This is a genomic window from Nocardia sp. NPDC004340 (assembly GCF_053602575.1).
This window is the reverse complement of the sequence record NZ_JBSGDW010000002.1, coordinates 203,463-222,574: the sequence shown is the minus strand read 5'-3', so window position 1 is coordinate 222,574 and position 19,112 is coordinate 203,463. Positions and strand designations below refer to the sequence as shown.

Annotated in this window: 20 protein-coding genes; 12 read left to right on the top strand and 8 right to left on the bottom strand. The window is 69.0% G+C overall.

The features are described 5' to 3' along the window. The first annotated feature begins 19 nt into the window (after positions 1 to 19). From ACWEOI_RS08485 to ACWEOI_RS08465, 5 genes are all read left to right on the top strand, one after another. On the top strand, positions 20 to 823 hold the full coding sequence (locus tag ACWEOI_RS08485; protein WP_433668034.1) for a TIGR00730 family Rossman fold protein: 804 nt from the start codon (positions 20 to 22) through the stop codon (positions 821 to 823). Beyond that, positions 817 to 1,368: an LOG family protein gene (locus ACWEOI_RS08480; protein ID WP_452359271.1), complete on the top strand. Its 552-nt coding sequence runs from the start codon at positions 817 to 819 to the stop codon at positions 1,366 to 1,368. The genes ACWEOI_RS08485 and ACWEOI_RS08480 overlap by 7 nt, the downstream gene beginning before the upstream one ends. 99 nt (positions 1,369 to 1,467) lie before the next feature. Beyond that, positions 1,468 to 3,237, top strand: a complete 1,770-nt coding sequence (locus tag ACWEOI_RS08475) for a long-chain-acyl-CoA synthetase (RefSeq protein WP_452359270.1) — start codon at positions 1,468 to 1,470, stop codon at positions 3,235 to 3,237. Positions 3,238 to 3,398: 161 nt separating this feature from the next. Then, entirely contained in the window at positions 3,399 to 4,271 is an 873-nt protein-coding gene (gene folP / locus ACWEOI_RS08470) for a dihydropteroate synthase (protein WP_433668028.1), read from the top strand. Then, positions 4,268 to 5,191, top strand: coding sequence for a glucosyl-3-phosphoglycerate synthase (locus ACWEOI_RS08465; protein WP_433668027.1), 924 nt, complete (start codon positions 4,268 to 4,270; stop codon positions 5,189 to 5,191). Before folP ends, ACWEOI_RS08465 begins: the two co-directional genes overlap by 4 nt. A gap of 34 nt (positions 5,192 to 5,225) precedes the next feature. Here the strand turns inward: ACWEOI_RS08465 and ACWEOI_RS08460 are convergent, their stop codons facing one another. Genes ACWEOI_RS08460 through sigE form a run of 5 tightly spaced genes read right to left on the bottom strand, consistent with a single transcriptional unit; the run spans position 5,226 to position 9,292 of the window. Next, a complete protein-coding gene (locus ACWEOI_RS08460; protein WP_433668025.1) occupies positions 5,226 to 6,062 on the bottom strand; it encodes a hypothetical protein in 837 nt (278 codons plus the stop codon). 59 nt (positions 6,063 to 6,121) lie between these two features. Continuing rightward, entirely contained in the window at positions 6,122 to 6,559 is a 438-nt protein-coding gene (gene tatB / locus ACWEOI_RS08455) for a Sec-independent protein translocase protein TatB (RefSeq protein WP_379273354.1), read from the bottom strand. A gap of 13 nt (positions 6,560 to 6,572) precedes the next feature. After that, a complete protein-coding gene (locus ACWEOI_RS08450) occupies positions 6,573 to 8,132 on the bottom strand; it encodes a trypsin-like peptidase domain-containing protein (RefSeq protein WP_433668023.1) in 1,560 nt (519 codons plus the stop codon). A 10-nt stretch (positions 8,133 to 8,142) separates the two neighbouring features. After that, complete coding sequence (locus ACWEOI_RS08445; RefSeq protein ID WP_357283308.1) at positions 8,143 to 8,547, bottom strand: hypothetical protein; 405 nt, start codon at positions 8,545 to 8,547, stop codon at positions 8,143 to 8,145. 55 nt (positions 8,548 to 8,602) lie between these two features. After that, positions 8,603 to 9,292 carry an RNA polymerase sigma factor SigE gene (sigE, locus tag ACWEOI_RS08440; protein WP_433668021.1) on the bottom strand — a complete coding sequence of 230 codons (690 nt, stop codon included), beginning with the start codon at positions 9,290 to 9,292 and terminating at the stop codon, positions 8,603 to 8,605. 236 nt (positions 9,293 to 9,528) lie between these two features. Here sigE and ACWEOI_RS08435 point away from each other — a divergent pair, with 236 nt between their 5' ends. The 6 genes from ACWEOI_RS08435 (at position 9,529) to ACWEOI_RS08410 (ending at position 14,688) form a co-directional block, all read left to right on the top strand. Further along, positions 9,529 to 10,176 (top strand): O-methyltransferase, encoded by a 648-nt coding sequence (locus ACWEOI_RS08435; RefSeq protein WP_379273350.1) that lies wholly within the window; start codon positions 9,529 to 9,531, stop codon positions 10,174 to 10,176. 247 nt (positions 10,177 to 10,423) lie between these two features. Further along, positions 10,424 to 11,059 carry a TetR family transcriptional regulator gene (locus ACWEOI_RS08430; RefSeq protein ID WP_433668019.1) on the top strand — a complete coding sequence of 212 codons (636 nt, stop codon included), beginning with the start codon at positions 10,424 to 10,426 and terminating at the stop codon, positions 11,057 to 11,059. A gap of 40 nt (positions 11,060 to 11,099) precedes the next feature. Continuing rightward, the gene (locus ACWEOI_RS08425; RefSeq protein WP_452359269.1) at positions 11,100 to 12,035 is read left to right on the top strand and encodes an ABC transporter ATP-binding protein; all 936 of its coding nucleotides are present in this window, start codon (positions 11,100 to 11,102) and stop codon (positions 12,033 to 12,035) included. Continuing rightward, complete coding sequence (locus ACWEOI_RS08420; protein WP_452359268.1) at positions 12,032 to 13,693, top strand: ABC transporter permease; 1,662 nt, start codon at positions 12,032 to 12,034, stop codon at positions 13,691 to 13,693. The genes ACWEOI_RS08425 and ACWEOI_RS08420 overlap by 4 nt, the downstream gene beginning before the upstream one ends. Positions 13,694 to 13,908: 215 nt before the next feature. Continuing rightward, positions 13,909 to 14,145 (top strand): hypothetical protein, encoded by a 237-nt coding sequence (locus tag ACWEOI_RS08415; RefSeq protein WP_452359267.1) that lies wholly within the window; start codon positions 13,909 to 13,911, stop codon positions 14,143 to 14,145. A gap of 60 nt (positions 14,146 to 14,205) precedes the next feature. Next, on the top strand, positions 14,206 to 14,688 hold the full coding sequence (locus ACWEOI_RS08410; protein ID WP_433668014.1) for a hypothetical protein: 483 nt from the start codon (positions 14,206 to 14,208) through the stop codon (positions 14,686 to 14,688). A 33-nt stretch (positions 14,689 to 14,721) separates the two neighbouring features. Here ACWEOI_RS08410 and ACWEOI_RS08405 read toward each other — a convergent pair whose 3' ends face one another. Both ACWEOI_RS08405 and glgC read right to left on the bottom strand, forming a co-directional pair. Further along, positions 14,722 to 15,912 carry a DUF7373 family lipoprotein gene (locus ACWEOI_RS08405; protein WP_433668012.1) on the bottom strand — a complete coding sequence of 397 codons (1,191 nt, stop codon included), beginning with the start codon at positions 15,910 to 15,912 and terminating at the stop codon, positions 14,722 to 14,724. Between the two features lie 98 nt (positions 15,913 to 16,010). Further along, complete coding sequence (gene glgC / locus ACWEOI_RS08400; protein ID WP_433668010.1) at positions 16,011 to 17,225, bottom strand: glucose-1-phosphate adenylyltransferase; 1,215 nt, start codon at positions 17,223 to 17,225, stop codon at positions 16,011 to 16,013. Positions 17,226 to 17,372: 147 nt separating this feature from the next. Between glgC and glgA the strand changes: the two genes are divergently transcribed. Next, the gene (glgA, locus tag ACWEOI_RS08395) at positions 17,373 to 18,542 is read left to right on the top strand and encodes a glycogen synthase (protein ID WP_452359570.1); all 1,170 of its coding nucleotides are present in this window, start codon (positions 17,373 to 17,375) and stop codon (positions 18,540 to 18,542) included. A 1-nt stretch (position 18,543) separates the two neighbouring features. On the opposite strand, the gene ACWEOI_RS08390 is transcribed toward glgA, so the two are convergent. Further along, on the bottom strand, positions 18,544 to 19,047 hold the full coding sequence (locus tag ACWEOI_RS08390) for a GNAT family N-acetyltransferase (protein WP_433668008.1): 504 nt from the start codon (positions 19,045 to 19,047) through the stop codon (positions 18,544 to 18,546). Between the last annotated feature and the right edge of the window lie 65 nt (positions 19,048 to 19,112).

The window sequence follows — 19,112 nt, the reverse complement described above, 5'->3', positions numbered from 1 at the left end:
TCGCTGTACGGTTGCCTGTATGTCTGCTGACGGCGAAAACGAGGGTGCGGGTTTGTCGAAGACACCACGATTCCGGGGCCCGATCATGTTGCGGCGGGACCGCAAGAAGGGGATCGGAACCACCGATCAGCATCTGCTCGACGAGCGCGGTCCGGTCGACTGGGTGCACACCGACCCGTGGCGCGTCCTGCGCATCCAGGCCGAATTCGTCGAGGGCTTCGGCGCTTTGGCGGAGGTGCCGCGCGCGGTGGCCGTCTTCGGCTCCGCCCGCACGCCCGCCGACTCGGCCGAGTACGAGGCCGGTGTCGCGATCGGAAGCGCCTTGGCCCATGCCGGTTTCGCGGTCATCACCGGCGGCGGGCCGGGCGCGATGGAAGCGGCCAACCGGGGCGCGTCGGAGGCGGGCGGCTACTCGATCGGCCTCGGCATCGAGCTGCCGTTCGAGCAGCACCTCAACGAGTGGGTCGACCTCGGCATCAACTTCCGGTACTTCTTCGCGCGCAAGACCATGTTCGTCAAGTACGCGCAGGCGTTCGTGTGCATGCCGGGCGGTTTCGGCACCCTCGACGAGCTGTTCGAGGCGCTGACCCTGGTGCAGACCCGCAAGATCACCCGCTTCCCGATCATCCTGTTCGGCACCGAATACTGGGCGGGACTGGTGGATTGGATGCGCGACTCGCTGCTCGGCACGGCCAAGATCGCGGCCGGCGACCTGGGGCTGCTGCACGTCACCGACAGCGTCGACGAGGTGGTGGAGATCGTCACCCTGGCCGCGCGGGCGCGCCGGGAGATGGACGAGACAGGGGTGGAGGAGCAGTGGTGAGCGACGCCTACGCGGTCTGCGTGTACTGCTCGGCCAGCGTCGACGATCCGGCGGCGCTGGACCTGGCCACCCGGGTCGGCACCGAGATCGGCCGTCGCGGTTGGCAATTGGTGTCCGGCGGCGGCAACGTATCCATGATGGGCGCGGTCGCGCAGGCGGCGCGGGCCGCCGGGGCGCACACCGTCGGGGTCATCCCCAAGCACCTGGTGCACAAGGAGGTCGCCGACACCGACGCCGACGAGCTGGTCGTCACCGACACCATGCGCGAGCGCAAACAGGTGATGGACGAACGCGCCGACGCCTTCCTCACCCTGCCCGGCGGCATCGGCACGCTCGAGGAGCTCTTCGAAACCTGGACCGGCGCCTACCTGGGCGTGCACGCCAAACCGGTGGTGGTGCTCGACCCGCAGGACCACTACCGCGGCCTGTTCGACTGGATCGGGGAGCTGCGGGTGCGCGGCTACGCCGGACTGGAGGCCATCGACCGGGTGCTGGTGACCAAGAGCTTCGACACCGCCTTCGCCGGACTGCGTCTCACCCGCTGACCGGAACTCCACGGTTTCACTCGACAAGATCGGACGAATCGGTCAGGGTAGGCACACGAGAGCGGGGCGTGCGCACGACCCGGTGAGGAGCACAACGAAGTGAGTACCGACGCCCGATCGACGGTGAGCCTGCTCGACCTGGTTCGCGCCCTGCCCGGCATGGCGATGCAAGCCCCCGGCATGGTCCGCAATGTCGGGCACCTGATGGTGAAACCCGGCGACCAGGCCTCGATCGGGCTGTTCTTCCAGCGCGGCGCGGCCAAGCACCCGGACCGGCCCTTCCTGAGATTCGAAGGGCGCGAATACACCTGGGGCGAGGCCAACGCGCTGGTCAATCGGTACGCGAAGGTGCTCGCCGCGCACGGCGTCACGCGCGGCGACGTGGTCGGCATCCTCATGGTGAACCGGCCCGAGGCGCTGCTCACCGTGCTCGCCACCGTGAAACTCGGCGCCACCGCGGGCCTGCTCAACCACAATCAGCGAGATGTGGTGCTGCAGCACAGCTTCGGCCTGCTGAACTCGGTGCTCGACATCATCGGCGAGGAGTGCGCCGACGCGCTGGACACCCTCACCGAGACGCGACCCGCCCTGCTGTGGACCGAACAGCTGGAAGCCGAGGCCGCCACCGCCGACCCCTCGAATCCCGCTGTCACCGAACAGATCACGGCCAAGGAACGCGCCTACCTGATCTTCACCTCCGGTACCACCGGCCTGCCCAAGGCCAGCGTCATGACCCACATGCGCTGGACCAAGTCCATGGCCGGGATCGGCGGGCTCGGCGTGCGACTGGACGGCAAGGACACCCTCTACAGCTGCCTGCCGCTCTATCACAACAACGCCCTCACGGTGGCCCTGTCCTCGGTGATCGCGGGCGGCGCCACCTTCGCGCTGGGCCGCAAGTTCTCGGCCACCCGCTTCTGGGACGAGGCCATCGCCAATCGGGCCACCGCCTTCGTCTACATCGGCGAACTGTGCCGCTACCTGCTCAACCAGCCCGCCAAGCCCACCGACCGGCAGCACACCATCCGGCTGTGCGTCGGCAACGGCCTGCGGCCCGAACTGTGGGACGAGTTCCAGCAGCGGTTCGGCATCGCGCGGATCGTCGAGTTCTACGGCGCCAGCGAGGGAAACGTCGCCTTCATCAACGCCTTCTCGGTCGCCCGCACCGCCGGATTCACCCCGCTGCCCTTCGCCATCGTGGAATACGACGACGCCACCGGCAAAGCGCTGCGCCACCCCGACGGCCGGCTGCGCCGGGTGCCCGCGGGCGGGGTCGGGTTGCTGCTGGCCAAGGTCACCGACCGCTCGCCGTTCGACGGCTACACCGACGCCTCCGCCACCGAATCCAAGCTGGTGCGTGACGGTTTCGCGGACGGCGACTGCTGGTTCGACACTGGCGACCTGGTCCGCGACCAGCGCTTCGGCCACATCGCCTTCGTGGACCGGCTCGGCGACACCTTCCGCTGGAAGGGCGAGAACGTGGCCACCACCGAGGTCGAGGGCGCGTTCGACGGCATCGGCGAGGTCACCCAGGCGGTCGTCTACGGGGTCGACATCCCCGGCACGGACGGCAAGGCCGGCATGGCCGCGGTGACCCTGCACGAGGACGCGCATTTCGACGGCAAGGTCGCCGCCAAGGCCCTCTACGACCGCCTGCCCACCTACGCGGTCCCGCTGTTCATCCGCGTAGTGCCGGAACTCGAGCAGACCTCCACCTTCAAGAACCGGAAGGTCGAACTGCGCAAGCAGGGCTATGCCCCGGACGTCGAGAGCACGCTCTACGTCCTCGCGGGCCGCACTGACGGCTATGTTCCGGCCTATCCCGAGTATGTGGCCGACGTCGCTGCAGGCAACGTTCCGCGCGGTTGATTCTTAGACTCGCTGGGTGTTCGCGGCCCGTCTCGTTCTGGACTGAGTGGAGCGGGGGAGCGAAGCGGAGGAGCGGAGGGAGGGAAGAACGAGACCTCCAGGGCCGCGAACCGCCCCGGAGCGAAGCGGAGGGGCAAATTAGACACAGTACAGTCGGGGGCATGTGTGCGCCGTTGCCGACATTGTGCGGGAAGCCGGTGGCGACGGATCGGGCGCTTGTCATGGCGATCGTGAACCGGACGCCGGACTCCTTCTATGACAAGGGCGCGACGTTCACCGACGAGGCCGCCCTGCGGGCCGTGGACACCGCGGTCGCGGGCGGCGCGGATCTGGTCGACATCGGCGGGGTGAAGGCCGGGCCCGGGTCGGACGTGGACGCCGCGGAGGAGTCGCGCCGGGTGGTGCCGTTCGTGGCCGCTATCCGCGAGCGTTATCCCGAGCTGCTGATCAGCGTCGACACCTGGCGGGCCGGCGTGGCGCGGGCCGCGGTCGCCGCGGGCGCGGACCTGATCAACGACACCTGGGCGGGCGCGGACCCGGAACTGGTCGGCGTGGCCGCCGAACTGGGTGTGGGAATCGTCTGTTCACATACCGGGGGCGCGATTCCGCGGACCCGTCCGCACCGGGTGCGGTACGCCGATGTAGTGACCGAGGTCACCGAGACGGTGGTGGCCGCGGCCGAAAATGCTGCGGCGGCCGGGGTGGCCAAGGACTCGATTCTGATCGACCCGACCCATGATTTCGGGAAAAATACCTACCACGGGCTCGAATTGTTGCGGGCGATAGACGTTCTTGTGAAAACCGGATGGCCCGTCTTGATGGCGCTGAGCAATAAGGATTTCATCGGAGAGACTCTTGGTGTCGAGCTGTCCGAACGATTGGAGGGCACATTGGCAGCGACTGCTTGGTCGGCCGCCGCGGGTGCTCGCGTCTTCCGAGTGCACGAGGTGGCCCAGACCCGCCGGGTCGTGGACATGATCGCCGCCATTCAGGGTCACCGCCCACCCGCCCGTACTTTGCGAGGTCTCGCATGAAAACAGACTGGGTGAACACCAACACCTTCGACCGTCCCGACTGGTCGGTCCCCGAACTCGTCGCGGCCAAGGGTGACCGCACCGTCTCGGTCGTCCTGCCCGCCCTCAACGAGGAGGCCACCGTGGCCGCCGTGGTGGCCAGCATCCGGCCCCTGCTCGGCACGCTGGTGGACGAACTCGTCGTCCTGGACTCCGGGTCCACCGACGCCACCGCCGCCCGCGCACAGGCCGCCGGAGCCCGCGTGGTCACCCGGGAACAGGCCGTCCCCGAACTCGACCCGGTCCCCGGCAAGGGCGAATGCCTGTGGCGGTCGCTGGCCGTCACCAGCGGCGACCTCATCGCCTTCGTCGACTCCGACCTCATCGACCCCGATCCGAACTTCGTGCCGAAGCTGCTGGGCCCGCTGCTCACGGTCGACGGCATGCACCTGGTCAAGGCGTACTACCGCCGCCCGCTGCGCACCGGCGAATCCGTCGACCACCACGGCGGTGGCCGCGTCACCGAACTGGTGGCCCGGCCGCTGCTGGCCGCGCTGCGCCCTGAACTCTCGAATGTGCTGCAGCCCTTGGGCGGCGAGTACGCGGGCACCCGCGAACTGCTCACCGCGGTGCCCTTCGCTCCGGGCTACGGCGTGGAGATCGGCCTGCTGCTCGACACCTACGACCTGCTCGGCATCTCCGCCATCGGACAGGTGAATCTCGGTGTCCGCCAGCACCGCAACCGCCCGCTGGCCGACCTGGGCGTCATGAGCCGCCAGATCCTGGGCACCGTCCTGGGCCGCAGCGGCATCCAGGACTCGGGCGCCGCGCTGACCCAATTCCCCATGGTGGCAGGCGAATTCATCGCGAATACGACGGACGTCTCGCTCGCCGACCGCCCGCCGATGAACACCCTGCGCTCCGAGGAGGCCGCGGCCTGAGACGCCGGGCCCGAGGTCTCGGACCCGACCCATGTCAGCGATCGTGGCGATAGATCGGAGTGAGCAGGTCCGCCTCGATCGGTTCCCCCGTGGAGCGGTCGTAGCGGACACCCACCACCGTTGAGAACGGGTGGGTGGCCGCCCGCTCGTGCAAAGTCGCGAGCCGGGTGGCCAGCAGCCGGATCGCCCCCAAGGAGGCGGGCGGATGCAGGCCGTCGATGACCAGCACGCTGCCCTTGCCGTCCGGGCGGGGGAGGCGGGCCAGGTAGGCGATGTCGTAGGGCTCGGTGCCGCCTGGGCGGTAGACCCGCCGCGCGGCCCGGTCCTCGATGCCCCGCCGCACCCGGCCGGCCCGCGCCACCGTGCGGCGCAGCCGGGGATCGGCGGCCACCAGATAGCGCAGGCTCGGTGACAGTTCGGGCCCGCCGAGCACGATCAGGCCGTCCCGGTCCAGATCGAGCGGGCGGCCGGGTAGGAACCGCTGGACATTCGCGGTGAAGCCGAGCTCGCGCAGCAGCTCCACCAGCCGGTGCGGCGCGGCCGCGTCGGGCGCGCCGACCAGGGCCATGGAGCGGGTGGTGCTGCGCACGTCCGGCGTGAGGATGGTGAGCGGACCGTGGCCGAAGAACAGGCCCTCGGGTACCGGGCCCTGCGTGCTCACCTGATGGATGCGGGCGCGGGAAAGGCCCGCGGCCGCACCGATTCTGGCGAACGTCCAGCCCTCGGCATGTAGTTCGCGGATGACTGCGCGGCGGATGCGCGTCAGCTCATTGATCTGCTGCTGCGCGGCTGCCACGCCTTCGGTGGCGGCTTTCAGGCGTTCGACCTTGTCCTCGATCGCGAATACCCGGGCCACCTCGTCGGCCGACATGTGCGCAGTCTAGATAGCTGGACAGCATCATGCGTCAAGTCCGGTAGACATAATTGATCTCAGGTGGCGTCGGGATCCACCGGCGGACGTTCGTTGCGCTCCAGTGGTTTCTGTTCCGGCGGCATGGAAATTGGGCCGTATCCGGTATTGCTGGAACCGTTTCCGCTGTTCGCGGCGCTGCCCGGCTTGTCGAATTTGGTCAGGTCGGTGAAGCTGTTCAGGATCGAGTCGTCCCCGTCCAGCAGGTGTTTGGTCACCACCGAACGGGGATTCATACTCCGCAGTTCGTTCAACTGCTCCAACGGTTTCCGGATCTCGTCGAATTCCGGGCCGAGCTCATCGCGCAATTGCTGGGAAGCGCCGGTGGCGTAATCGCGAGCCTGTTTCAAGGCGTGCGCGGTCCAGCGAACGGCACCCGGCAGTCGCTCCGGACCCAGAATCACGAGGGCGGCGACAAGCAGAATGAGCATCTCGCCCCAGCCGATATTGCTGAACACGAGTACAGGCTACCTACTTGTCTTTCTGATCCGTTTCCAGCGTCACCGGAACATCGACCTCGCGGCCGTCACGAATGAGTTTCACGTTCACGGTCTGACCGATTTCGTGGGACTGCACCGCCACGGTGAGCTCCTCCGGACCCGACACGTCGCGGTCGCCGACCTTCACGATGACGTCGCCCTCGACGATGCCCGCCTTGGCGGCCGGGCCGCCGGCCTGCACGTCGGCCACCGCCGCGCCGCTCATCACGTCATTGGCGACCAGCTTGGTCTTGGCGCTCACGCCCAGCATGGGGTGGAACACCTCGCCGTTGTGGATCAGCGCCTGCGAGATGCGCTTGACCTGATCGACCGGGATCGAGAAGCCCAGGCCCACCGAACCGCCGCTCTCGGACTTGATGGCCGAGTTGATGCCGATCAGCCGGCCCTGCATGTCCACCAGCGCGCCACCGGAGTTGCCGTGGTTGATCGCGGCGTCGGTCTGCACGGCGTCCAGGGTGGCGTCGGTGTCGGTGCCCTCGCCGCCCACCTTCACCGGCCGGTGCAGCGCCGACACGATGCCGGAGGTGACCGTCTTCTCCAGGCCCAGCGGGGAGCCCAGCGCCAGCACCTCGTCGCCGACCTGCACGTCACCGGAATTGCCGAGCTGGATCACCGACAGGTTCTTCACGTCGACCTTGAGCACCGCCAGGTCCGTCTTGACGTCGCGCCCGACGATCCGGGTCGGCACCCGCTGGCCGTCGGAGAACACCACGTCCAGCTTGGCCTTGCCCGACTTGTCATTGGCGGCCAGCGAGATCACGTGGTTGTTGGTGACGATGTAGCCCTCGCCGTCGATCACCACGCCCGAACCGGTGGAACCGGTGTCGCCCAGCCAGGCGCGGACCGTCACCACCGCGGGCATCACCGCGTTGACCACCTTGGTGATCTGGTTGTGCGATTCGGGGGCCGCGGGCGCGGACTGCAGCGTCACCTTGCGGGAGGTCAGCGCCGACGCCGACGAACCCGTGAAGGCCCCGACGAAACCACCGATCAAGCCGATCACCGCGGCGATGGCCGCCAGCAGCGACAGCGCCCGCCACGACACCCGGCCACCGAACAGCACCTCCCGCGCACCCAGTTTGGGTCCGGGGGTGAGCGGCGGCGCCGGGGGCTGCGGCACGGCCGGAGTGCCCAGGCGCGCGGCCGAATTCGGATCCCGCCACGGGTCGGCGGGCACGCTCGGCGCGGCGCTCTCGCCTTTGGCCTCGGGATCACGCTGCAACAGTTCGGACGAACCCTCCGGACGCCCGAACGCCTCGGCCAGCACCGAATCCGGCGGCCGGTTCTGAATCTCGGAGCCCCCCGCCGCTGCCGCGGCCGCCGCACCCGCGGTGCGGGCCGCGAACGAGCCGTTCTGGCCGTTCGGGCGGCGGAAAGCGCGCGCGGTGTGATTGTCCACATGCGGCCGGTACACCGGCCGCGGCCCCAGCACCGGTGCGTCCGACGGCCGCAGGTTCCCCCGATCGGCCGCCGAATCGGAGGTCGCCTCCCGGTCGGGCTCGGGCCCGGTGTTCTTCGATTCGGTGGTCACGCTATGGACTCTACTTGCGCCACCACGAGGTCCACCGTCTGCTGTCGAACGAATCTTGGCGCAGCCCGAAGGAACTCATGCCGCGCGCCAGCGGACCCCGATCCCGATCGGCCGGATCCGGCGCGGGGTGATTGGCGCACTCCTGCAACAGCGCCCGCGGAATCCGGCTCAGCGTGTCGTGCAGGCTCAGCGGCGCGGAGATCTGATCCGAGGACTGCCGCAGCGCGATCCGCGCCTGCTGCTGGGCGTCCACCTCGGCCGCGCACTCGCGGCACACGGAGATGTGGTGGGCGGCACGCAGATACGCGTTCATCCGTAGTTCGCCGTCCACGTAGGCGGCGATGGCCTCACTGGCCAGATGCTCGGTGGGGGCGAAACGCGGGGGACGACGGTGCGGTCGGTCCTCGCCGTTCATACGCTGCACACCCTTCCGGACGATTCGAGTTCTTCGGGCGAGCGCTGCCCGCGGGTCACCCGATCTGCTCGGCGGCGATGCGCCGCTCCACCCCATTATGCTCGAGTTGCTCGCGCAGTGCCTGACGTCCTCGGTGGATGCGGCTGCGCACGGTGCCGAGCTTGACGCCCAGCGTCGCGCCGATCTCCTCGTACGACAGACCCTCGATGTCACAGAGCACCACGGCGGCACGGAACTCCGGGGCCAGCGAGTCCAGCGCGGACTGCAGATCCGGGTCCAGGTTGGCGTCGTGGTAGGCCTGCTCCGGATCGGGACCCTCGGACGGGACGCGGTCGTAGTCCTCGGGCAGCGCCTCCATGCGGATGCGGTTGCGGCGGCGGACCATGTCCAGGAACAGGTTCGTGGTGATGCGGTGCAGCCAGCCCTCGAAGGTGCCGGGCTGGTAGTTCTGCAGCGAACGGAAGACCCGGATGAAGGTCTCCTGGGTCAGGTCCTCGGCGTCCTGCGGGTCACCGGTGAGGCGGTAGGCCAGGCGGTACACGCGGTCGGCGTGCTCACGGACCAGTTCGTCCCAGGTGGGCATGACATTGCGATCGCCGGTGGCGTCGAAGGCGGCGGTCCCGGTGAGGGCGGCCTCGTCGTCGGCGGGGGACAGCAGCAAGGCACCGTCCAGCGGGGAGTCGCTGTCGTGCGGCTGAATCTGCGGGTGCAGGGTGTTGGCGTGTTCACGCGCCGCGTCGACCATGTGGATGGGGTTACCTCCTACTCGGGACCGTGAACCTCGGTTACCGGTGTCAACCCATCCGTTCGATCGGCTGTTCCCGTTCCCCGAGACCGCGGTCGCTGGCCTGGCGTGAGCATTACTCTGGCCGGTCGTGATGTGGCAGCCGTATGCAGAGGCTGAGGGACACCTGAGAAAAATCGCCACACCGGCCGGTCACCGCCACGCCTTACCGGTGTATCGCCATTAGCCTCTAGTGCGTGAGCCTGACTCCCGCGGCACAGAACCTGCAGCGCAACCTCGAATACGTCGAGGAATCCGTCGCCGAGGACGACATCCTCGTCGGCGCGCGCGAACGCGCCCTCGAACTCGGCGCCGCCCCGATCGCGCCGGCGGTCGGCGCGCTGCTCAGCATGTACGCCCAGTTGCTCGGGGCGCGTGCCGTGGTCGAAGTCGGCACCGGGGCGGGGGTGAGCGGGCTGTGGCTGCTCGACGGCATGCGCGAGGACGGCACGCTGACCACCATCGACTCCGAGCCCGAGCATCAGCGCGCGGCCCGCGAGGCGTTCCGGTCGGCCGAGATCGCGCCCGCGCGTACGCGGCTCATCAACGGCCGCGCCCTCGACGTGCTGCCGCGACTCGCCGACGGCGCCTACGACCTGGTCTTCATCGACGCGGCGCCGCTCGAGCACCCGCAGTACGTGGCGCAGGCGGTGCGGTTGCTGCGCGAGGGCGGGGCGATCCTGCTGCACAACGCGCTGCTGGGCGGGCGGGTGCCGGATCCGAACCAGCGCGACCCGCAGACCACGGCCGTGCGCGCCGCCACCCGGGCGATCGCCGAGGATCCGGATCTGACCAGCGTGCTGATCCCGGTCGGGGACGGCCTGCTCTGCGCCTCGCGCGGCTGAGATCCGGTGCCTCGCGCGGCTGAGATTCCAGCGCGCGGGGCGAGAACCCCACGCCCGGTGATGATTTCGACGTCGCCGGGGTGTTCCGCCCGGCGATAGTCCGCACGGGGATCATTGCTCACAGGCGTTTGTCCGCGCGCGGAAAATCCCCGATGCGCACGCCAGATTTCTCTGATGACCAATCGGACCGAATGGGTCCCGCGCTCCCTCTTGCGCTCGCATTGAACGAGTGTTTAATCTATTGAACGTGCGTTCAATCGACGATCTGACCACCCGGGCGCGGATTCGCGACGCCGCGATCACCGTGTTCGGGGAGCAAGGGTTCGGGGTCGGCGTGCGTGCCATCGCCACCGCCGCCGGGGTGTCGCCCGGGCTGGTCATCCACTATTTCGGGTCCAAGGACGGACTCCGGGAGGCGTGCGACGACCAGGTACGCGCGACCGTCAAGGCCGCCAAACTGGAGTCGGTCCAGGACCCCTCGCCCACCGCGACGATGCGGCAGCTCGCCGAGATCGAGGAATTCGCGCCGCTGATGGCCTACCTGATGCGCAGTCTCCAGGCGGGCGGGCCACTGCTGCGGAACTTCTTCGAGCACATGGTCGAGGACACCGAGCTGTACCTGCGGGCCGGGATCGCGTCCGGCACCGTGCGGGCTGTTTCCGACATCCCGGCCATGGCGCGCTACATCGCCACCCAGAACGGCGGCGGCATGATGATGTTCCTGCAGCTGTACGCGGCCGAGCACGACGGGCCCGTGGACTTCCGGAAGGCGTTGCGCGAGTACGCCGATCACATGATGCTGCCCGCGCTCGAGCTCTACAGCGCCGGCCTGCTGGCGGACCGCACCATGCTCGACGCCTACCTCCAACAGCAAGCCGAATAGCCCTCGGCTTCCCACAATCGTTTTCCTACAAGGAGATTCGATGACCAATCCCGCCACCCCGGCGATCGAAGTCCGGGACCTGCACAAGAATTTCGGGCAGGTGCGCGCGCTGGACGGCCTCGACCTCGAGGTCGCGCACGGCGAGGTGCACGGCTTCCTCGGGCCGAACGGGGCCGGGAAGTCCACCACCATCCGCGTCCTGCTCGGCATCCTGTCCCGCACCTCGGGCGAGGCCCGGGTGCTGGGCCGCGACCCGTGGACCGACGCCGTGGCGCTGCACCGTGACATCGCCTACGTGCCCGGCGATGTCACGCTGTGGCCCTCGCTGTCCGGCGGCGAGACCATCGACCTGCTGGCCCGCATGCGCGGCGGCATCGACGAGGCCCGGCGTGCCGAACTCATCCAGCGCTACGAGCTGGACCCGACCAAGAAGGCGCGCACCTACTCCAAGGGCAATCGGCAGAAAGTGGCGCTGGTGTCGGCGTTCTCGTCGAACGCGCGACTGCTGCTGCTCGACGAACCCACCTCCGGCCTGGACCCGTTGATGGAGCAGGTGTTCGGCGAATGCGTGGCCGAGGCGGTGGCGCGCGGCACCACGGTGCTGCTGTCCAGCCACATCCTGTCCGAGGTGGAGAAGCTGTGCCAGCGGGTCACCATCATCCGGGCCGGCAAGACGGTGGAGACCGGCACGCTCGCGGAGATGCGGCATCTGTCGCGCACCTCCATCACCGCCGAGATGACCGGCAGCCCAGGCGATCTCAGCCGATTGCCCGGCGTCGAGGACATCAGCGTCGAGGGCAACACCCTGCACTGCCAGGTCGACAGCGAACACCTCGGCGAACTCATCCGGGTGCTCGGTGACGCGGGGGTGCGCAGCCTGGTCAGCCAGCCGCCGACCCTGGAAGAACTGTTCCTGCGCCACTATTCGCTCGACGGCGGCGCGCCCGCCGACGAGCGCGAGAAGGTGTCGAAATGACCGCCGTCACCGCCACCGCGCCCCGCATCGCCGAATCACCTTTGCGCGCCGCGGATTTCACCGGCACGGGGCAGCTGCTGCGGCTGTATCTGCGGCGCGACCGGATCGTGCTGCCGCTGTGGGTGCTGCTGCTGTCGCTGCCGCTGGGCAGCGTCTACATCAAGAGCATCGAGAAGGTGTACGGCACACCGCAGGATCTGGCGCACTTCGCGGCCAGCATCCTCGCCAGCCCCGCCCAGCTCGCCATGTACGGGCCCGTCTACAACCCCACCGACCTGGGGGCCGTGGGCATCTGGAAGGCGGGGATGTTCCACACGCTCATCGGCATCGCCACCATCCTCACCGTCATCCGGCACACCCGCGCCGACGAGGAGACCGGCCGCACCGAACTGCTGGCCGCCACCCGGGTGGGACGCTTCGCGGGCCTCACCGCGGTGCTGATCATGACCTACGGCGCGGCGCTGGCCACGGGGCTGCTCGGATTCGTCAGTCTCGCGGGCACGTCGGTCGCGAAGACCGGGTCGCTGGCGTTCGGGCTGGCGCTGGCCGCGTCCGGCATCGTATTCGCCTCCGTCGCGGCGGTCACCGCGCAGCTGTCGGTGAGCGCGCGGGTGGCGCGCGGGCTGGCCTTCGCGGTGCTGGGCGTCACCTACACGCTGCGGGCCATCGGCGACGCGCGCGCCGGAGACGGGCCGACCAGTCCGCTCACCTGGCTCTCGCCGCAGGGCTGGTCGCTGCAGGTGCGGCCGTACGCGGGCGACCACTTCGCCATCCTGCTGCTGCACCTGGCCGCCACCGCGGTGCTGACCGTGGCCGCGTATTACCTACTGGCACACCGGGATATCGGCGCGGGCCTGATCGCCGAACGACCCGGCGCGGCCGCCGCCGGGCCCGGCCTGAGAGGTCCGTTCGGACTCGCGTGGCGGTTGCAGCGCGGCACCCTGCTGGCCTGGACCATCGGGCTCGGGCTGTACGGGCTGCTGATCGGCAGCGTGATCCACGGCATCGGCGACGAGCTCGGCACCAGCCAGACCATCAAGGACCTGATCACCCGCATGGGCGGCTCGGACTCGCTGGAGAAGGCGATGGTGAACTACGCGTTCACCATGGTCGCGGTCGGCGCGGCCGCGTACGCGGTGTCGGCCACGCTGCGGCTGCACGCCGAGGAGAGCACCGCGCACGCCGAGACCCTGCTCACCGGCGCGGTATCGCGAACCCGCTGGGTGGCATCGCATCTGGCGTACGGGCTGCTCGGGCCGCTGCTGGCCCTGATCGTGTCGGCCGGGCTCGCCGGGCTGGTCTACGGCCGTGCCGCCGGGGACGTCGGCGGCAAGCTGGGGCAGACCCTGGCCGCCGCTCTGGTGCAGGTGCCCGCGGTGTGGACCTTCGCGGCCATCACCGTGGCCCTGTTCGGACTGCTGCCGCGCTGGAGTTCCGTCGCCTGGGGTGTGCTGACCGCCGCGATCGCCGCGTTCCTGCTCGGCTCGCTGTCCGGTGCGCCGCAATGGCTGCGCGATCTGAACCCCTTCGAGCACGCGCCCAAGGTGCCGGGTGCGGCGTTCACCGCCACCCCGATCGTGGTGCTGCTACTGGTCGACGTGGCCTTGATCACGGTGGGGCTCATCGCATTCCGCCGCCGGGACCTGCGCTCGGCCTGACGGCGACCGCACCGCGAACGGCCGCTCCGGACATCCGGGGCGGCCGTTCGCGTGCCCGGGACACGGACGACCGGGCAGCGAATCATCAGCTGCCGGTGCGGGTGTGGCGGGAGGGCGGTGGTGGCGGTGCAGGGGCAGTGTCCAGGGGTGGATTCGGGCCGGGCCGGGGGTGTACCCCAGAAGGGGATCGATTTTCTCGCTAGGAGGTGGGGGAGATGTTCGAGGGACTGGCCCTCGGGGTGCACCTGCCGACGGGATGGCTGTGGCCTGCCCTGGTCGTGTTCGGCGGCATCCTGGGCGCGGCGCTCCTGGTGCTCATGCTGGTGAGCGGCGCCCGATTCGACGACCGCGAATCACGCTACGTGCCGACCACGACGGGCTCGTGTCAGCCGTTCTGCGGCACCGGCACACCCGCGCCCGGATTCCCGATGAGACCCGGTACCACGAACTGATCGGTCGCGTAGAGGTTTCCGGGCGGCGTCGCCGGATACTCCACGAGAATAGTTCGACGAGTGGGGGTTCCCATGGGTCAGCGGGTACCGGCCGTGGTCGGGTTGTACTTCCGCGACGGCGGGCAGTGGCGGCGCATCGCCGAATTCCGGCTCGCCGCGGACGGCCGCGCCACCTTCCGGGCGGTGGATCCGATCGAGGGCCTGGTCGCGCGGGTCTGGTACCACCAGGGTGTCGACATACTCGGCGAGCAGCGCACCGTGCTGCCCGGCGACGGCGCGGAATTCCTGCGAGCGCTGCTGCAGCCGTTCGGTTTTCGCGACTACCGGTTCCGGGACGACAGCACGCCGCGCGGCGGGCTCACCCGGGCCCGGCACACCGTCTCCCGCAGCGCGGCCACGCCGTACCCGGCCGACAGCGAACCCGACTGCACGGCAGCGGAATCGGAATGCCGTTGTTGCGCAGAGCCGGACGTTGCCAGCGGCGACCGCGCGCATCGGCCTGCGGCGTGGCGACTGCTGGACGCGGACCGTCTCCGCTTCTGAGATGCGGCGCCCGAAGCGCCGCATCCGGATTCGCTACAAGCTGTTGGCCAGCAGCGCGTACTGCGCGACCGCCTTCTTCTTCGCCTCTGCGTCATTGGCCCCGTCCGCGACGCCCACGTACTGCTTGTAGCGGACATAGCAGCGGCTGGGCTTCTTGTCCGAGGAGCGGTGCACGCACTGGGAATCCGGCACCTTGTCGTCCACGGCGGTCGTGGTGGTCTCCTGCAGATTCCGGATCATCCCGGCCATCAGATCCGCGCCCGCCTGCGCGTCGCGCACCCGAATCACGAAACTGCCGTCCGCGACCGACATCTCGCTCGCGCCGGTATCGGCCACCAGCTTGGTCCAGAACCCCAGATCATCCGACGGCAGCACCAGCCAGTTGGCCGGGAACACCGCGAACTTGTCCGGATCCACCGTGCGGTGGTCGCGGTCCATCACCAGGGTGCGGGCCAGCAGGCGGTCCGGATCCACCGGCAGCTGCGCGATCTGATCGTTCGGGGTCGCCGCGAACGCGTCCAGCACCGGGACCTCCGCGTCCAGGGTCTTCTTGGACCAGGACAGCAGGCCCTGCAGATCGGCGGTGGGCCGCAGGATGAACAGCGAGATCACGAAATCCTTGTGCGCCATCGCGACTCCGATGGTGGGCACGCCCGGCCGCCAGTGCGCGTAGGCGTCCGGATAGTCGGGCAGGGTGAGCTTCTGATTGACGTTCAGCGCCACACTGAAGTCGGCGTCCTCCAGCTCGCGGGCCGCCAGCTTCGCGGCATCCGCGGTCGGGAAACGCAGCACGCGGGTGGTGATGGTGGTGCCGTTCGGATCCGGATTGTCGTTGACATCCTCACGATCGGAGCCGCTGGCCGCGAAACCGGCCACGAAGCCGCGATTCACCAGCACGTTCTTCACCGCCGAAGCCAGGTGACTGACATTGAGCACATCGTCGACGCTGGCCAGCACCGCGCCGCCACGGCCGATGTTCAATGCCGGATCGATCTTCACCGCGGGAGCCACCGCGGCGGTCATGCGAATGCCCTCGAGCGCCGCGCCCTTGCCGCCGTTGTTGCGGTCGTAGGTGTAGCGGTTCACCGGATACGTCCCGGTGTCGAGGGTGCGGACATCCAGTTCGCCGGCGACGGCGGTGCCCGAGCGGCCGCAACCGGAGGCCAGTGCGGCGATCAAGGCGAGACAGGTGAGTGCGGTGACGACACGCGCCGGACGGCCCATGATGATCCCTCCCGCGCGGCCCTGCGTCGGCAGCGCTCCCTATCGAAAGATTTTCGGGCCAACGACCGCCGACTGTCCACTCCTATACCGTGTCGCGATCAGACCCAGATGCCCTTGCCCACGGTCACGACGCCGCCATTGCTGACCGCGAAGCGCTCCCGATCACGCTCGAGGTCGACGCCGATGATCTCGCCCTCGGTCACGACCACGTTCTTGTCCAGGATGGCGTGCCGCACCACCGCGCCGCGACCGATCCGGGTTCCCGGCATGAGCACGCTGCCCTCCACCGTGGCACCATCCTCCACGAGCACGTTGGAGAACAGCACCGAATTGCGGACGGTCGCCGCCGAAAGGATGCTGCCCGCGCCCACGATCGACTCCTGCGCCAGCCCGCCGCGGCCGAACTTGGCGGGCGGGAGGTTCTCGGCCGCACCGCGAATCGGCCAGTGCTTGTTGTAGAGGTCGAACACCGGGTCCACCGACACCAGATCCATGTGGGCGTCGTAGAAGGCGTCGATGGTGCCGACATCGCGCCAGTAGCCGCGGCTGCGGTCGGTCGTGCCGGGCACCACATTGGTGGAGAAGTCGTAGACCGCGGCCGCGCCGCCGCGCACCAGGGACGGGATGATGTCGCCGCCCATGTCGTGGTCGGAGTCGTTGTCGTCGGCGTCGGCGCGGATGGCGTCCACCAGCACCTTGGTGGTGAAGACGTAGTTGCCCATGGAGGCGAAGGTGACGTTCGGGTCGTCGGGGGTGCCCGGCGGGTGCACCGGCTTCTCCAGAAAGCCGATGATGCGGCCGGATTCGTCGGAGTCGATACAGCCGAAGGCGCCGGCCGAGCTGCGCGGCACCCGGATGCCCGCCACCGTCACGCCCGCCCCGGACTCGATGTGCGCCTGCACCATCTGCTCGGGATCCATCCGGTACACGTGGTCCGCGCCGAACACCACGATGTACTCGGGGTCCTCGTCGTAGATCAGGTTCAGCGACTGCATGATCGCGTCCGCCGAGCCGGTGTACCAGCGCGGCCCCAGCCGCTGCTGCGCCGGCACCGGGGTGATGTACTCCCCGCCGAACCCCGACAACCGCCAGGTCTGCGAGATGTGCCGGTCCAGGGAATGCGACTTGTACTGGGTCAGTACACAAATCCGCAGGTAACCGGCATTCACCAGATTCGACAGCACGAAGTCGATGAGCCGGTACGCGCCCCCGAACGGCACCGCGGGCTTGGCGCGGTCCTTGGTGAGCGGAAAGAGTCGCTTGCCCTCGCCACCGGCGAGCACGATCCCGAGTACGTGCGGCTGGCTCCTCACACCACTGAAACTACCGGGTGCACCCGAACGTGGAATGTCCAGCATGTGCCGTGTTCATCGCGATCTTGCTGGCCACGTCGATTGGTTGGCCGGAACCTGAGCGATTATTTTGGACCCGTGAGTTACCGCTCCGACGGAGCTCGTGGACTGCGAGTGGCCATGATGACCCGTGAATACCCGCCCGAGGTGTACGGCGGGGCGGGGGTGCACGTCACCGAACTGGTGCCCAGGCTGCGGGAACTGTGCGACGTCACCGTGCACTGCATGGGGGTCGCGCGCGCGGATGCGGTGGTGCACCAACCGGATCCGATGCTCTACGCCGCCAACTCCGCGGTCCAGATGATGTCGGCGCAATTGCGGATGGCCGACGCCGCCAGCTTCGCCGACGTCGTGCACTCGCACACCTGGTACACCGGGCTGGCCGGACATCTGGCCGCGCAGCTGTACGGGATTCCGCATGTGCTGACCGCGCATTCGCTGGAACCGCGGCGGCCGTGGAAGGCCGAACAGCTCGGCGGCGGCTACCGGCTCTCGTCGTGGTCCGAGCACAATGCCGTGACCTACGCCGACGCCGTGATCGCGGTCAGCGCGGGCATGCGGGCCGACGTCCTCGACGCCTACCCCGATATCGACCCCGGGAAAGTCCACGTGGTGCACAACGGCATCGACGCCCGGGTCTGGCATCCGGGCGGGCCCGCGCTCGGCTCCCGCGATGTGCTCACCGAACTCGGCGTGTCGCAGGACCGGCCGATCGCCGCCTTCGTCGGGCGCATCACCCGGCAGAAGGGCGTGCCGCATCTGCTGGCCGCCGCCCGCCACCTGGACCCCGACATCCAGCTCGTCCTGCTGGCCGGCGCCGCCGACACCCCCGCCATGGAATCGGAGGTGGCGACCGCGGTCCGCGCGCTGCGCGACGATCGCGACGGGGTGTTCTGGATCAAGGAGATGCTGCCGACCGAACTGGTCCGGCAGGTGCTCGCCGCCGCAACGGTTTTCGTGTGCCCCTCGGTGTACGAGCCGTTGGGGATCGTGAACCTGGAGGCCATGGCCTGCGGGACCGCCGTGGTCGCCTCCGATGTCGGCGGCATTCCGGAGGTGGTGGTCGAAGGGGAGACCGGGCGGCTGGTCCACTACGACGAGCGTGCGCCCCACGACTACGAACGCGGCCTCGCCCGGGCCGTGAACATGGTGGCCGCCGACCCCGTCAGCGCCGCCGCCATGGGGACGGCCGGGCGGGTCCGGGCCATCGACCACTTCGACTGGACGCAGATCGCGGCCCGCACCGCGCGCATCTACGACCAGGTTCGCAAGGGCTGAATCAGAGCGGGTAGCGCATGAACACGTCGGCGCGGTCGTAGGGGCTGGGCGGCAACTCCGACGGCGGGACGTGGACGAAACCCATCGACTCGTACAGGTGCACGGCGCTCGCCAGACGGGCATTGCTGGCCAGGAAGAACTGCTCCGCACCCAGCTCGCGGGCCTGGTCGATGGCCGCCCGCAGCACCACGCGGCCGATGCCCCGGCCCCGGAAGCGCGGCGACACAGCCATTTTCGACAGTTCGAAGACGCCCGGATGCTCCTGGACCAGCGCCACGCAGCCGACGGCCTCGCCGTCCAGCCGGGCGATGAGCACCTCGCCGCCGTTCGCGACGATGGCCTCGGCATTGTCGAGGGTGGCCAGGTCGGCGGCCTCGACTGTGAAGAAGGCCTCGATCCACTCCAGATTCAGGTCCCTGAAGGCGCGCGCGTCCTCGGGCCCGGCCATGGGCGCGACCACGATCGAATCGAGCTCGGGGGCGTCGGCTTCCGTCTGCTGAGTCACCACAAAAGCATGTCGGACGTCGAACCATAACGTCCAATACTTGATAGCTGCGATCGATATCATCA